Origin of the sequence: Curtobacterium poinsettiae (assembly GCF_025677645.1) — a bacterium.
Lineage (GTDB): Bacteria > Actinomycetota > Actinomycetes > Actinomycetales > Microbacteriaceae > Curtobacterium > Curtobacterium poinsettiae_A.
This window is the reverse complement of the sequence record NZ_CP106879.1, coordinates 1,295,786-1,310,581: the sequence shown is the minus strand read 5'-3', so window position 1 is coordinate 1,310,581 and position 14,796 is coordinate 1,295,786. Positions and strand designations below refer to the sequence as shown.

Annotated in this window: 12 protein-coding genes; 8 read left to right on the top strand and 4 right to left on the bottom strand. The window is 70.8% G+C overall.

Annotation, left to right across the window (positions count from 1 at the left end; all coding sequences use genetic code 11):
- Nucleotides 1-187 precede the first annotated feature (187 nt).
- The gene (locus tag OE229_RS06505; RefSeq protein WP_259362898.1) at nt 188-1,204 is read right to left on the bottom strand and encodes a LacI family DNA-binding transcriptional regulator; all 1,017 of its coding nucleotides are present in this window, start codon (nt 1,202-1,204) and stop codon (nt 188-190) included.
- Nucleotides 1,205-1,405: 201 nt separating this feature from the next.
- Between OE229_RS06505 and OE229_RS06500 the strand changes: the two genes are divergently transcribed.
- From OE229_RS06500 to OE229_RS06465, 8 genes are all read left to right on the top strand, one after another.
- Complete coding sequence (locus OE229_RS06500; protein ID WP_209133720.1) at nt 1,406-2,641, top strand: sugar ABC transporter substrate-binding protein; 1,236 nt, start codon at nt 1,406-1,408, stop codon at nt 2,639-2,641.
- A 2-nt stretch (nt 2,642-2,643) separates the two neighbouring features.
- Nucleotides 2,644-3,609, top strand: coding sequence for a carbohydrate ABC transporter permease (locus OE229_RS06495; RefSeq protein ID WP_111033625.1), 966 nt, complete (start codon nt 2,644-2,646; stop codon nt 3,607-3,609).
- Nucleotides 3,602-4,489 carry a carbohydrate ABC transporter permease gene (locus OE229_RS06490; RefSeq protein ID WP_410007306.1) on the top strand — a complete coding sequence of 296 codons (888 nt, stop codon included), beginning with the start codon at nt 3,602-3,604 and terminating at the stop codon, nt 4,487-4,489. The genes OE229_RS06495 and OE229_RS06490 overlap by 8 nt, the downstream gene beginning before the upstream one ends.
- Before the next feature lie 32 nt (nt 4,490-4,521).
- Entirely contained in the window at nt 4,522-5,355 is an 834-nt protein-coding gene (locus OE229_RS06485) for a ThuA domain-containing protein (protein WP_262137052.1), read from the top strand.
- Nucleotides 5,352-6,455: a Gfo/Idh/MocA family protein gene (locus tag OE229_RS06480; protein WP_262137050.1), complete on the top strand. Its 1,104-nt coding sequence runs from the start codon at nt 5,352-5,354 to the stop codon at nt 6,453-6,455. The genes OE229_RS06485 and OE229_RS06480 overlap by 4 nt, the downstream gene beginning before the upstream one ends.
- A 181-nt stretch (nt 6,456-6,636) precedes the next feature.
- Complete coding sequence (locus OE229_RS06475; RefSeq protein WP_262137049.1) at nt 6,637-8,010, top strand: sensor histidine kinase; 1,374 nt, start codon at nt 6,637-6,639, stop codon at nt 8,008-8,010.
- A complete protein-coding gene (locus OE229_RS06470) occupies nt 8,007-8,630 on the top strand; it encodes a response regulator (RefSeq protein WP_259580546.1) in 624 nt (207 codons plus the stop codon). The genes OE229_RS06475 and OE229_RS06470 overlap by 4 nt, the downstream gene beginning before the upstream one ends.
- Nucleotides 8,631-8,761: 131 nt before the next feature.
- A complete protein-coding gene (locus OE229_RS06465; protein WP_262137048.1) occupies nt 8,762-9,643 on the top strand; it encodes a hypothetical protein in 882 nt (293 codons plus the stop codon).
- Nucleotides 9,644-9,708: 65 nt separating this feature from the next.
- Here the strand turns inward: OE229_RS06465 and opgC are convergent, their stop codons facing one another.
- The 3 genes from opgC to OE229_RS06450 are packed head-to-tail and all read right to left on the bottom strand — an operon-like array spanning nt 9,709 to nt 14,674.
- Entirely contained in the window at nt 9,709-12,198 is a 2,490-nt protein-coding gene (gene opgC, locus OE229_RS06460; protein WP_262137047.1) for an OpgC domain-containing protein, read from the bottom strand.
- Nucleotides 12,195-12,605 carry an ATP-binding protein gene (locus OE229_RS06455; RefSeq protein ID WP_262137046.1) on the bottom strand — a complete coding sequence of 137 codons (411 nt, stop codon included), beginning with the start codon at nt 12,603-12,605 and terminating at the stop codon, nt 12,195-12,197. Before OE229_RS06455 ends, opgC begins: the two co-directional genes overlap by 4 nt.
- Complete coding sequence (locus OE229_RS06450) at nt 12,602-14,674, bottom strand: glycosyltransferase (protein WP_259362897.1); 2,073 nt, start codon at nt 14,672-14,674, stop codon at nt 12,602-12,604. The genes OE229_RS06455 and OE229_RS06450 overlap by 4 nt, the downstream gene beginning before the upstream one ends.
- Nucleotides 14,675-14,796: the final 122 nt, after the last annotated feature.

The following is a 14,796-nucleotide window of genomic DNA, read 5'->3' as shown; positions in this document are numbered from 1 at the left end:
ACCAGGCGGAGCCTGGTCTGTCCGCCAGGCGGTGCCGGCGGCGAGGAGCGGAGCCGAGTCTCGGGTCCGCGGACATCCCACGGGGACACGACGGCGCATCCCGTCCGGCCAGCCGAGACTCGGCTCACCATCCGGCGGCCTGGAGGCACGTGGCGGGGCCGCCCCGTGCCTCCAGGCCGGCAGGGGGTCAGGCGGGGGCGGGGGCCGTCGAGTCGGCCAGGTGCAGAGCGCACGGGATGAGCGTGTGCGTGCGCTCGGTGCTGCCGCCCTCCAGGCGATCGACCAGCGACTCGACCGCCAGGCGGCCGAGCTCCGGGCCGGGGGCGTTCAGCGTCGTGAGCACCGGTTCGGTCGCGGCCCCGGCGCCGTCGGAGGACACGATCGCGATGACGGAGACGTCCGCGGGGACCCGGCGCCCGCCGGCCCGCAACCCGCTGACGAGCCCGAAGTTCGAGTCGTCCTTCATGATGATCGCGGCCGTGACGTCGGGGTCGCGCACCAGCAGGTCCGCCGCCGCACGGCGCCCGCCCTCGGCGGAGGCACCGGCGGCGACCACGGTGCCGATCAGGCCGCGGCGCTCGATGCCGGCGTGGAACGCCGCCTCGGAGCGGACCTTCGGCCCGTAGTCGGCCATGGTGGTGCCGTCGAGGTCCTCGACCACGAGCCCGATCCGACGGTGCCCGAGCCCGGTGAGGTGGTCGAGGGCATCCTCGACGGTGCGCTCGAAGTCGATGTCGACGTACGAGATGCCCGAGGGGTCGGCGGTGCGGCCGATCGCGACGAACGGGACCTCGAGCTCGGCCAGCCGGGCGATCCGGGGGTCGTGCATCGTGACCTCCATCACCACGACCCCGTCGGCGAGACCGCCCGAGATGAGGTCCTGCACGTCGTCCGCCGTCGTCACCGCCGGCCAGAGCACCAGGTGGTACCCGAGCTCCGAGGCGCGGCTCGCGGCACTCGTGAAGAACTGCAGCGCGGTCTGGCCGAGTCGGTGCTCGAGCACCGGGAACACGAGCGCGAGGATCCGGGTGCGGCGCGATGCCAGCGCCCGGGCGACCACGTTGTTCCGGTAGCCCAGCTCGCGCATCGCCGCCGTGACCCGGGCACGGGTGTCGGCGGACACGCGCTTGTTGCCGTTCACGACGAAGGACACCGTCGCGATCGAGACGCCCGCTCGGTCGGCGACCTGCTGCATCGTCGCCATGCCGCCCCCTCACCCTGTCCCGCTCACTGTAGCGGGGGCGGTGCCCGAAAAAGTTCGTCTAAGCGCTTTACCATCTCACCGCTTCGATGCTAGCTTCGACCCCACTCGGGACGCGACGGAGCGGTTCTGGTCCGGTCGTCCCCGATCCACGAGCGACACGTTCGACTCGTGTCCGGCAACCATCCAGAGAAGAGCGAAGCAATGAAGCCTCGACACCGCAGGACGCCTCAGGTCCTCAGCGCGGTCGCCATGCTGGCGGCCGTCCCCCTCGTCCTCGCCGGTTGTTCCGGTGGCTCGTCCGCGAGCTCCGGCGGCAAGGTGGACTCCATCACCGTGCTCGACTACTACAACCAGGGCAACGACAAGAAGGTCATCGGCGAGTACCTCGACAAGTGCGGGGCCGAGAACGACGTCACCATCAAGCGCAGTCTGGTGCCCGGCTCGTCGCTCATCCAGAAGGTCCTGCAGCAGGCGTCGTCGAAGACCCTGCCGGACGTCCTGATGCTCGACAACCCGGACCTGCAGCAGATCGCCGAGACCGGTGCGCTGTCGCCGCTGTCCGACTACGACATCTCGACCGACGGGTACGCCAAGGGCGTGCTGCAGGCCGGCACCTACGAGGACGAGGTCTACGGCCTCGCCCCCACCGTGAACACCATCGCGCTCTTCTACAACAAGAAGGTGCTGTCCGAGGCAGGTGTCACCCCGCCGAAGACGTGGGACGAGCTGCAGTCCGCCGCGGCGAAGCTGACGAAGGGCGACCAGTACGGGTTCGCCGTCGACGCCAACGCCACCTACGAGGGCACCTGGCAGTTCCTGCCGTTCATGTGGTCGAACGGCGGCGACGAGAAGGACATCGCGACCCCGGAGACCGAGGAAGCACTGTCGCTCTGGAAGGGCCTGGTCGACGACGGCTCGATGTCGAAGAGCGTCGTGAACTGGACCCAGGCCGACGTGAACGACCAGTTCATGGCCGGCAAGGCCGCGATGATGATCAACGGCCCGTGGCAGATCCCCGGTCTGAAGGAGTCGAAGGTCGACTACGGGATCGCCCAGATCCCCGTGCAGTCGGCCAGCGACAAGGCCGTGGCCCCGCTCGGTGGCGAGGTCTGGACCGTCCCGAACACCGGTGACAAGGCGAAGCAGGCCGTCGCGGCGAAGATCGTGGACTGCATGAACAGCGACGCCAACCAGCTCGCGATGGCGAAGCTGCGGTACACGATCCCCTCGAAGACCGACGTCGCGCAGCAGTTCGGCAAGGACGTCCCCGAGGAGCAGGTGTTCGTCGACCTCGTCGCCGATGCCCGCGCCCGCACGGGCGAGCTCGGTGCCGACTGGCCCAAGGCCGCGACGAAGATCTACACGGCCGTGCAGTCGGCGCTGACCGGGCAGGACTCGCCGGCCGACGCCCTGCAGAACGCGCAGTCGAGCAACTGAGCATGACGAGCACCGCGACCCCCGTCGCCCCACGGCGGGCCGCCGGGGACGGAGCACCCGCTCCGTCCCGGCGGCCCCGCCCGGGCCGCTCGCTGCGCTTCGAACGGATCGCGCAGCTGCTGTTCCTGCTGCCGGCCGTCCTGTTCCTGCTGCTGTTCTTCGGCTACCCGGTGGTCAAGAACATCGTCATGAGCTTCCAGGCGTACACGACGTCGACGTTCTACACGGGCGAGGCCCCGTGGGTCGGCCTGGCGAACTACGCCTCGGTCGTCTCGTCACAGCTGTTCGGCACGGCGATGCTCAACACGGCGCTGTTCACGATCGGGTCGATCGTCGGCCAGTTCGTCCTCGGCCTGCTGCTCGCCCTGTTCTTCCGCCGGAACTTCCCGCTGTCCGGCCTCCTGCGCTCGCTGCTCCTGCTGCCCTGGCTGCTGCCGCTCATCGTCTCGAGCGCGGTCTGGAAGTGGATGCTCGACCAGGACTCGGGCGTCGTCAACCAGTTCCTCGGCACCTTCGGCATCCCGTCGGTCCCGTGGCTGACGAGCCCCGCCGTGGCGCTCATCACCGTCATCGCGGTGAACATCTGGATCGGGATCCCCTTCAACACCACGATCCTGTACGGCGGTCTGCAGGACATCCCCACCGAGCTGTACGAGGCAGCGGCACTCGACGGCGCGACCGGGTGGAAGGCCTTCTGGGCGATCACCTGGCCGATGCTGCGACCGGTCGTGAGCGTCACGCTCGTGCTCGGCGTCGTCTACACGATCAAGGTGCTCGACATCATCCTCGGGTTGACGAACGGCGGTCCGGCGAACGCCACCCAGACCATCGCGACCCAGTCCTACGACCTGTCGTTCAAGCAGTTCGACTTCGGTCAGGGCGCCGCGCTGAGCAACATCCTCATCGTGATCTCCGCCCTGTTCGCGATCGTCTACCTCCGCCTCAACAGGAAGGCCGTCGATGACTGACGCAGCGCCGACCAACGACCTCCTCCGGACCCGCGCGGTGGTCACCCGCGGCACCCGGCGACCCGTCCGTCCCACGAGCGCGAAGCAGTGGGTGCTGTCCGGCGTCGGGATCCTGATCCTCGCCGTGATGCTGTTCCCCGTCTACTGGATGATCAACATCTCGCTGCAGCCGGCCGGTTCCGCGATCGAGGCCGCCTGGTTCCCGATCAACGCGCAGCTCGGCGGTTACGCGCAGGCGATCGCCGACCAGGGCGGCGCCCTGGTCACGAGCCTGGGGATCGCCCTGGGCAGTGTCGTCGTCAGCCTGCTCATCGCGACGCCGGCGTCCTACGCGCTCGCCCAGTTCAAGGTCAAGGGCATCAACGCGGTGCTGTTCGGCATCCTCATCTCGCAGATGATCCCCGGCATCGTCGTCGCGAACGCCCTGTACGCGGCGTACAACGACCTCGGTCTGCTCAACACCGTGCCGGGGCTGATCCTGGCCGACAGCACCGCCGGCGTGCCCTTCGCGATCCTGATCATGCGGGCGTTCATGCAGAACATCCCGCCGTCGATCATCGAGGCCGCGAAGGTCGACGGTGCCGGCAACTTCCGGGCCTTCCGCTCGGTCGTCGTGCCCATCAGTGCCAACGCCCTGATCACCGCCGGACTGTTCACGTTCCTGTTCACCTGGAGCGACTTCCTGTTCGCCCTGACCCTCACCACCACCGAGGACGTCCGGCCGATCACGCTCGGCATCTACAACTACATCGGCACCTTCACCGCCGACTGGTCGACCGTCATGGCCGCCGCGGTGATGGCCTCGATCCCCGCCATCGTGCTGCTGCTCGTGGCGCAGAAGTTCATCGCCGCCGGGGCCACCGGCGGCGCAGTCAAGTGACCGGGTCCCACCACTCCCGAAAGGCACACACCATGACCACCACCCCGCTCCGCATCACCGTCTGGGGCGAGAACGTCCACGAACAGGTCGAGCAGCACGTCGCCGAGCGGTACCCCGACGGCATGCACGGCGCGATCGCGGACGGCATCCGCGAGCACCTGCCCGAGGCCGTCGTCCGGACCGCCACCATGCAGGAGCCCGAGCACGGCCTCACCGACGAGGTCCTCGCGAACACCGACGTCCTCACCTGGTGGGGGCACGCAGCACACCAGGACGTCGACGACGCCGTGGTCGACCGGGTGCACCGGCACGTGCTCTCCGGCATGGGGCTGCTCGTCCTGCACTCCGGCCACTGGTCGAAGATCTTCGGCAAGCTGATGGGCACCACCTGCACCCTCCGCTGGCGCAGCGAGCACGACCAGGAACTCGTCTGGACCGTCAACCCGCAGCACCCGATCACCCGCGGGGTGCCGAACCCGATCGTCATCCCGGAGCAGGAGATGTACGGCGAGTACTTCGACGTCCCGACGCCCGACGAGCTGGTGTTCATCTCGGGCTTCACGGGCGGCGAGGTGTTCCGGAGCGGCATGACGTACCGCCGCGGCCTCGGGAAGATCTTCTACTTCTCCCCCGGTGACCAGGACTTCCCCGTGTACCACCACCCGGACGTCCGCCGCGTGATCGCGAACGGCGCCGAGTGGGCGCGGCCCGAGCGCGAACGGGAGATCCCGACGCTCCGCCGCTACGACCTGGGCGAGTACTTCGACGGGCAGCACTACCGCGGTCCGTTCGACGACGCCGAGCCCGAGCCCGCCGAACCGACGGCCAGCCAGCCGGCGGCCGAGCGCGACGGGGCGCAGGCGTGAGCCCCCTCCGCGTCCTGCAGGTCGGCGCCGGCGGGATGGGGCGGGCCTGGCTCGCCACCGTCGCCGCCGACCCCGAGGTCGAGCTGGTCGGCATCGTCGACCTCGACCTCGACGCCGCCCGCGCCGGGGCCGAGCTCGCCGGCGACCCGTCGATCCCGGTCGGCACGGACCTGACGGTGTTGGCCGCCGAGACCGGTGCCGAGGCCGTCCTCGACATCACCGTGCCGGTCGCGCACCACCCGGTCACCCTGCAGGCGCTCCGAGCCGGGCTCCCCGTGCTCGGCGAGAAACCGGCCGCACAGACCGTCGCCGAGGCGCTGTCACTCGCCGCCGCCGCCGAGGCCACCGGCAAGCTGTTCATGGTGTCGCAGTCCCGTCGCTACAACGACCAGCTCGTCGCGTTCCGGCAGCACGTCCGCGACCTCGGCGCCGTGGGTGGGCTGAGCACCCGGTTCGCGAAGGCCCCGCACTTCGGTGGTTTCCGCGAGGAGATGGACGACGTCCTGCTGCTCGACATGGCCATCCACGCCTTCGACTCCGCCCGGTACGTGCTCGAACGCGACCCGGTGTCGGTGTACTGCGAATCGTGGAACCCCTCGTGGTCCTGGTACCGGGGCGATGCGGCGGCCGCAGCCGTCTTCACGTTCGAGGACGACGTCCGCTACGTCTACGACGGTTCGTGGTGCGCGCCAGGTGCCGAGACCTCGTGGAACGGCGACTGGCGTGCCTCCGGAGCGGCCGGTACGGCGCTCTGGGACGGCGACCACGACCCGTCGAGCGACCTCGACGGCACACCGGGGTCCCCGGCAGCGGCGCCGTCGGTCGGGCACGAGATCGCCGGTTCGCTGGCGTCCTTCGTCCGGGCGGTCCGCTCGGGCGAGGTGCCGGACGGCGAGGTGCACGGCAACGTGATGAGCCTGACCATGGTCGACGCGGCCATCACCTCGGCCCGCAGCGGCCGCCGCGTCGTCATCGACGAGGTGCTCGAACAGGCGCACCGGGACGCGCTGACCGCCGAGCAGGACGTCGCGATCCGCGACCGCCTGGCCGGGTGGGAGTCGGTCCGCGGCGCCCTGCGCGAGCGGCTCCCCGCTTCGTGAGCAGAAACGGTCGGGTCGCGCACCGCGACCCGACCGTTCCTGCTCACCATGTGCGGTACGACGCACCCCGAGCAGGCCTGGAGGCCCGTGGCGACACCGCCACGGGCCTCCAGGCCTGCGTTCTGCGGCGATCCGGGCCCCGGGCGCGCCCGGTTGGGACGCCGCCGGTTACGGTGTCCGGGTGCACGGACAACGGTCGTCGGACAGTGACACGGCGGCGGAGCCGGTCGTGCTCGTCGCGGCAGACCCGCGCCGGCAGACCGGCCGGACACCCTGGCGACTCGTCCTGGTCGGCGTCGTGCTCGCCGCGGTCGTCGGCGGCGCCGCGGTCGCGACCGCCGGCACCCTGGTGGCGCAGCGCATCGCGGAGTCGTTCGCCGTCCGTGACGCGACCAGCGACACCGCGGCGCTCGCACGCGTCGTGGTCGAACCCGCACTGCTCGACGCGGTCGCCGACCCGTTGCGGCCGGCCGTCGACCGGGCTGCCGCACGGACGCGCCTGGACGACGCGGTGGCCGGTGAGCTGCGCGCCGGATCGGCCGTTCGGATGAAGCTCTGGGCGGCCGACGGCACGGTGCTCTGGTCGGACGAACGTCGACTGGTCGGCGAGCGCTTCCCGCTGTCCGACGAGGACCTGGAGGCGCTGGAGTCGGACCGCTCCGACGCCGAGGTGTCGGACCTGACCGAGCCGGAGAACCGCTACGAGCGCGGGCACGGGCCGCTGCTCGAGGCGTACCAGGCGGTGCACACGCCGTCCGGCGAGGCGCTGCTGTTCGAGGCGTACCAGCCGTACGACCAGGTGCTCGCGCGCGCCGCGGACCTGCGGCGGTCGTTCGCCGTCCTGGCGTTCGGCACGGTGGCCGTGGTGCTCGCGCTCCTGGTGCCGCTGCTGCTCGGGTTGCTGCTGCGGATCCGTTCCGGGCAGCGCCTGCGGGAGCGGCTGCTCGGTCGCGCACTCGACGCCGAGGCCGCGGAACGCCGACGGATGGCCGCCGAACTGCACGACGGACCGGTGCAGGACGTCGCCGGACTCGCGCTGTCCCTCGGTGCCGATCCCGCCACGCGCGACGCCGCCACGGTGCTCCGGGGTGCGGTGTCGTCGCTGCGGACCTCGATGGCGACGATCCGGCCAGCGGCTCCGACGCCCGAGGGACTCGGCGCCGCCCTCGACGACGTCTGTGCCCGCGCGCGTGCTGCGGGGCTCGCGACCACCGTGCGGGTGCCGGACGTCGTCGAAGCGTCCTCCGCCGCGCTGCTCGCGGTCGTGCGCTTCGTCCGTGAGGCCGTCTGGAACGTCGTCAAGCACGCCGAAGCGACCCGGGTGGACGTCACGGTGACGCAGGCCGGCGGCTCGGTCCGGGTGGTCGTGCACGACGACGGGGCGGGCTTCGACCCCGCCGTGGTCGTCGAGGGCGGCCGCACCGGACACCTCGGCACCACCCTGCTGCGCGAGGTCGCCGAGGACACCGGCGGGTCCCTGCTGCTCCGGACCGCGCCGGGTGCCGGCACCACCTGGGACCTCGAGGTCCCCGTCGACGCGGAGGCCCTGCGTTGAGGGTCCTGCTGGTCGACGACCACGCGCTGGTCCGGAGCGGGCTGCGCGCGGTGCTCGGGACGACGGACGACTGCGAGGTCGTCGGCGAGGCAGCCACCGGCGAAGCAGCGGTGTCGCTCGTGCCGACGCTCCAGCCCGACGTCGTCGTGATGGACCTGTCGATGCCCGGTGCGGGCGGTGTGGAGGCGACCCGGCAGGTGCGGGCGCTCCTGCCGTCGGTCCGGGTCCTCGTCGTCACGACGTTCTCGGACGACCACCGGGTGCGGGCCGCGTTGGCGGCCGGCGCGACGGGCTACCTGCTCAAGGACGCCGCGCCCGACGACGTGGTCGCGGCGGTCCGTGCCGCAGCGCGCGACGAGACGCCGATCGACCCCCGGGTGGCCCGGGCGCTCTTGCCCGGAACAGCCGCCGGAGCCGCGGTGGACCGGGACCCGGAGCTCCCACCCCGTGAACGGGACGTGCTCGTCCGGATCGCCCGAGGCATGTCGAACCGGCAGATCGGCGCGGAGCTCGGCATCGCGGAGCGGACCGTGAAGGTGCACGTCGGCTCGCTGTTCCGGCGCATCGGCGTCGCGGACCGCACGAGCGCGGCACTGTGGGCGCGCGACCACGGGTGGTGAACGGGCACTGCTGAACCGGCACTGCTGAACGGGCACTGCTGACGGGTACTAGTACCAAGGTCCGATGGTGCGGAGTCGGGCCGGCGGCGACGATGGTCGTACCGGCCAGACAGGCCCACCAGGAGGAACCCATGCACACCCAGCGCTCACGCAGGATCGGCAGCGGCATCGTCGCCGCGATCGCCCTCGGCACCGTCGCCGCCGCTGCCCTCGTCGGGGTCTCCCCCGCGAACGCGTCCGGCAAGACCTCGACCGGTGGCGACTACGCCGTCACCGTGAACGGCGTCACGGCGAACCCCGCTCAGGGCAAGGAACTCAAGGTGCGCGACACCGCGGTCTCCGGCACGATCGCGGTACGGGGCAAGCACAACGGCTTCGACATCCGGATCGCCGACCTCGGCGTGTATGACTACACGCTGACCGGCGCTGCCGACACCCAGCGGATGGTGACGAAGCCGACCGTGGTGTTCGCGTCGAAGGTCCCGTCCCTCACTGCCGCGCAGCTCGCCAGCACGAAGCTGTCGTCGCTCGAGGTCAAGGACGACACCCTCGTCGCGATCTTCTCGACGGGTGCCGGGAAGCTCAAGATCCAGGCGAAGGACGGCGCCCAGGGCGGCGTCTTCCAGATGGAGACGGAGTTCGCGGGACCGGTGACCTTCACCCACACCCTCGGGGCGGGACTGTTCTACTTCACGAACCCGTACACCGGCAAGATCAACTTCGGCGACGGCACGGCCGCGGTGTCGTCGGGCAGCGGTGCCCACCAGATGCTCCTCGGCAAGGACAGCCCGCAGGTCGCCACGAAGACCTCGCAGACCACGACCACCACCACGTGGACGGTCCAGCCCGGCGGACGTCTGGGCGGGGTGCTCGGCGAGGACGCCGTCGAGCTGTCGCAGGGTGCGACGAACTGCACCAGCGACTGCCAGGCGCAGAACCAGATCCGCGGGTCGCTCCCGGTCCCGCCGGACCCGGTGGACCCGACGCCGCTGGCGGTCACGCGGACCGTGTGAGCGCATGACGGACAGGAGGCCCGTGGCGACACCGCCACGGGCCTCCTGTCCGTCCGTGCGCACGATCAGCGCGGGATGACCGAGAACAGGAACTTCTTGCGGACCATGTACCAGGCCAGCAGGATCAGCGCCGTGTGCACCACGAACCCGATCCAGAAGTCGCCCCACGGCACTCCGGGGATCGACGCGATCGCCAGGGCGAAGAACACCTGCCAGACGAAGACGTACAGGCTCGCCTGCCCGAGCGGGATCCAGAGCCAGCCGATAGCGGCGGCGATGGGCTTCCAGAACACGGTGAGGATCGCGTAGGACACGATCGCGAAGAACGCGATGTCCACCAGGCGGCCCCACTGCAGGTCCACCCGCTGGTACGCCGTGTTGTACAGCGACTCGTACATCGTCGCCGGGAACGGCACCGGTGTGAACCCGAAGTGGTCGCCCGCCCAGACGTAGACCAGGAACGCCGCGTACCCGCCGACGGCGATGCCGACCAGGACCTTGCCGAGGCGCCCGGTGAGCGCACCGACGATCTGCCGTCGGTAGTAGCCGAGCACGAGCCCGTGGGTGAACACGACCTGCCAGGTGAGCAGGGGGAAGACCGCTTCGAACTGCGAGTTCAGCGGACGGAAGTCGGGGTGGAGCGCCTGGAACACGTACAGCGCCCAGCTGGCGGCGAGGAGCGCCCACCAGAACCCGCGGCGGATCACCCAGATGAACACCGGGATGAACAGGCTCAGCACCACGAACAGGCCCATGATGTTGAACGGCCACGGCCCCATCTCGAGCAGCAGGAACTGGCGGATCGCGTACCAGGGCGGCGGGTAGGCGAGCAGCTGCATCGCGTTCGGGTACAGGTCGTAGACCCGGCCCTCGGCCTCGACGCCGCCGGTGCCCGTCCCGCGGTCGGTGAACGTGGTGATGGCGTCGGTGTTCAGGAACGGGACGAAGCTCAGCGCGAAGACCACCAGGATCACCACGAGCGTGACGACGTACTGCTTGCGCGCGCGCTTCCACGCCCCGATGGCCGCCGCCCACTCGCCGAACTTCTTCACGGCGAACGGGTACGTCATGCCGAGGACCATGCCGGACAGGAACACGAACATCTCGGCGCCGGTGATCGCCCCGACGGCGTGCAGCGTGAGGTACGAGTACGGCCCGCCGATCTCGATGTGGGTGATCACCACGGCGAGGATGATGAACCCGCGGAACAGGTCGAGCCGCAGGTCACGGCCGGGCTTGCCGTCGTCGGGGTAGCGCCAGCTCGGCAGGAGCCGCCCGAACACCCCGCTCAGCAGGAACACGATCGCCAACCCGGCGGCCAGCCAGACGATCCACGCCATCTGGTCGCCGCCGGTCTCGTACTCCTGCGAGATCGCGGCGTTGCCCTGCTGCACGGTCACGCGGTCGGTGACCGGGCCGAAGGCGAAGTCGCCGGACCGCTCGAGGTCGGCGCGGAAGGACTCCGCGACGGCCGGGTCCGCGGTGAGTCGCCAGTCGGCCACGCGGTTGCCGGCCTCGGGCTCGCGTCGCTCCGCCTCGAGCACGGTCATGCCCCGGATCAGCGGACGCTCCTGCACGGCGGCGAGCACCTGCCGCCACCAGCTCCGCTTGACCTGGAGCTCGGCGTCGCCCTGCAGCTCACGGTTGTACAGGGCACCGGTGTCGAGCAGCATCGGACGGTCGTCGGCCACCGCGAACCGGTCGTAGAACGTGTCCGACTGCGGCTGGTCGTAGCCCCAGTCCTCGTCGAACCGCGACTCGACCTCACCGCTGCGGGTGAGCGGCACGGCACGACCGGCGGCCTCGGTCGGGTCGCCCTTGCCGTACGAGAACATCGAGAGACCGACCCAGTCGACGGCCTCGGCCCCCGGCCAGTACGGCCCGTACGGGTCGTCGGCGCCGGTGAGCTGTCCGTCGCCGTTCGTGTCCGCCTTCGCGACGTCGACCGGGGACAGGTTCCGCAGCCGCCCGGCGGACTCGCCGAACGGGTAGCCGGCGCCGTACCCCGGCGACCAGACCATGAGCGCGTCCGACGTGCCCGCGTGCACGGTCGTGGAGAGCGCCCGGAACACCCGGACGAACTCCGTGGGCTGCTGGCCCCAGCGGACCCACGTGCCGTTCATCTGCGGTGCGAACCGCACGAGCACCTGGGTGTCGTACTGGTCGTGCAGGTCCTCGAACACGGTGTTGACGGCACGGGTGTCCGCGGTGTCGAGCGACCCGAGTGCGCGATCGGGTTCGAGGCTCACCACGAGCACCGCACCCTGGGTCGCCGCCGCACGCGCCGAGCGGAGGAGCTCCTGCTTCGCCGTGCGGTCGAGCGGGTAGTCGACGGACACCCCGTACATCGACGGCGTCGCGCCGAGCCGCCCCGCGTACCCCTCGGGCGAGTCGCTCGCCCAGTCGAGGTCGGGGCCGAACCACGTCGACCCCTCGGCCGGCTGCACGGCGGCCGCCGGGTGCACGGACGCAGCCGACGCCGGCAGCGCACCACCGAGCAGGAGTGTGGCGAACGTGACGAGGAGGGCGACCGCGCGGGCCACGGGCTTCTTCACCGCTCGCACGCAAGGGTCCAGACGTTGTGGCCGGGCTCGTGCCGGTGCTCCAACCGGTCGAGCGCAGCGATGGCGAGCGCGAGGCCCCGGCCGCTCTCCTGCTCGACGTCGGCCATGGTGACGGCGCTCAGGTCGATGTCGACGGGGAGTCCGTTGTCGGTGAGGACCGCCGTCAGTTCGCGGTCGGTCGCCTCGAGCCGCACCGTGTAGCGGCGACCGATCTGCCGGTCGGTGCGCACGGTGTGCTCGACGATGTTCGCGGCGACCTCGGCGAGCGCGGTCTCGAGCGCGAAACGGATCCGCACGTCGTCGATGCCCAGGCCGTCCCACCACGCGGCGAAGCGGTCCTGGACGACGTCGAGCGACTCGGGCACGGCCGCGACCTCGAACGTGGTGACGGTGCTCACAGTGGCCCTCCGGCGGTGCTCGACTCGTGTTCGGACTGGGCTGGCGTGGCCGGTCCGCGGTACCGGACGGCCCGGATCACGATGCTGAAGATGAACAGGTCGAAGACGACCCACGCGGTGTTCACGAGCGGCGCTATCCCCTCGGCCTGGCCGGTCAGGTAACGGATGCCGATCATGACCAGGGCGGCGACCAGGGCGCCCATCGCGTAGAGCTGGGGCTTGACCAGGTCCCACCGCGGCTTCTGCTCGGTCTCGTCCCGCACCTTCGGGGTGACACGGAACCCGAGCGGCTTGCCGCGGAAGACGTTCTCGAAGGCGCTGGTCACCGACTCGATCCACACGGGGAACAGCGCGAGCGAGTACTGCTGACCGCGCCAGGTCGGTCTGCCGGCGGCCACCACCCAGAACAGCAGCTGGTTCAGGACCAGGAACGGGATGAGCCGGGCGAAGAAGTCGACGCTGTAGGCCTGCACGGGGACGACCCCGAACGACAGGCAGAGCACCGGGGCGGCGATGTAGACGATCGCGGCGAACCCCGACAGGTAGCTCCACATCGTCGAGAAGTACATGAGCCGCTGCCCCCACGACAGCCCCTTCTGCACCAGGGGGTTCTCGCGGAAGAACACCTGCATGGTGCCCTGCGCCCAGCGGAGCCGCTGCACGAGCATCGTCGGCAGGTCCTCGGGGGCCAGGCCCTTCGCGAGGATCTCGTCGTGGTACGCCGACTTCCAGCCGAGGCCGTGCAGGCGCATCGCCGTGGCCATGTCCTCGGTCACCGAGATCGTCGCCAGCGGCATGATCGGCTGCGCCTCGTCGTCGCGGTTGACGTCGAGGGCACGGGCGAGCACGGCGATCGACTCGATGGCGGCGACCGGCGAGGCCTCACGCCGGCCGAGCACGTCGAGCGCGGCGTCGTCGAGACCGGCGAAGGTGTTCGCGTCGGTGGACATCGCCGCGAGTTCCTGCAGGTCGTTCCGCACCGACTCGAGGTCGGCGGCGGCGAACCGGAACGCGATGGCGTCGATCCCGCGCTGGAACGCGTACGTCACGTCCCCGAGGGGTTCACCGGCGCGCACCTGCTCGCGGGCCTGGTCGACGACGAGCTCGGCGTCGTCCAGCGCGGCGAGCACGCGCGGGTCGGTCTCGGTCTCCCTGGAACGGGCGAGGAGCTTGCGGGACGTCGCGAGGGTGCGCTGCACGGACGCCTCGACCTCGGCCACGTAGCGCGAGATGCCGAGCTGCATGAGCGCTTCGCGACGCAGGATCGCGTTCGACCCGCAGAAGAACGCGGCGTTCCAGCCGTCCTTCGACTGCTGGATCGGGCCGTAGAACAGCGGTGCCTGGCTGCCGAGGGGATCCGACTCCGGCACGTTCTCGAACCACTGCGGGGTCTGCACGAGCGCCATCCTCGGGTCCTTGAAGTAGCCGAGCGTGCGGTCGAGGATCGCCGGGTCCGGCACCTGGTCGGCGTCGAGGATCAGCAGGAACTCGCCCTGGGTCGCGAGCAGGGCGTTGTTGAGGTTGCCGGCCTTGGCGTGCCGGGGCCGGTCCACCCAGTCGGCGCCGCGCGTGATGACGCCGATGCCGAGCGCCTCGGCCGCCGCACGCATCTCGGGGCGGTTGCCGTCGTCGAGGATCCAGGTGGTGTGCGGGTGGGAGATCGCCTTGGCCGCCCTGGCGGTGCGCTCGACCAGGTCGATCGGCTCGTTGTAGGTGGTGATGAAGACGTCCACGGTGACGTCGGTGGACGGTTTCGCCGGTGGTTCGCCGCGCTCCCGGAGCCGCCAGGCCCCGAGGGCGAAGAGCAGGGAGTCGATGACGCTGTAGGTCTCGGCGAGGATCAGCGGCACCGCGATCCACCACGAGTGCCAGTTCACCGAGGCCGCCCAGCGCCACACGATGTAGTTGACACCGGCGAGGGACGCCAGGAGCGCCACCGTGCGCACGGTCACCAGGCGTCGGCGGGCGGTGCCGGTGGTGAGCCGGCGGCGGTCCTGTCGGCTGACGTCGAGCGCGGTCACCGGGTCGCCCCGTTCGTGGTGCCGCCGCACGTGCTGCGTCGCAAGCATGCCTCCTGATCCGCGCGGGCCCCGGCCGCTGCGCACGCCCGGGTGTGGTTGCGTCCGGCAGCTGGCCCAGGGGCCACCGTGCCGGTCGTCCGCTCCGGTCCTCGGGCACGACCTCGGCGTGA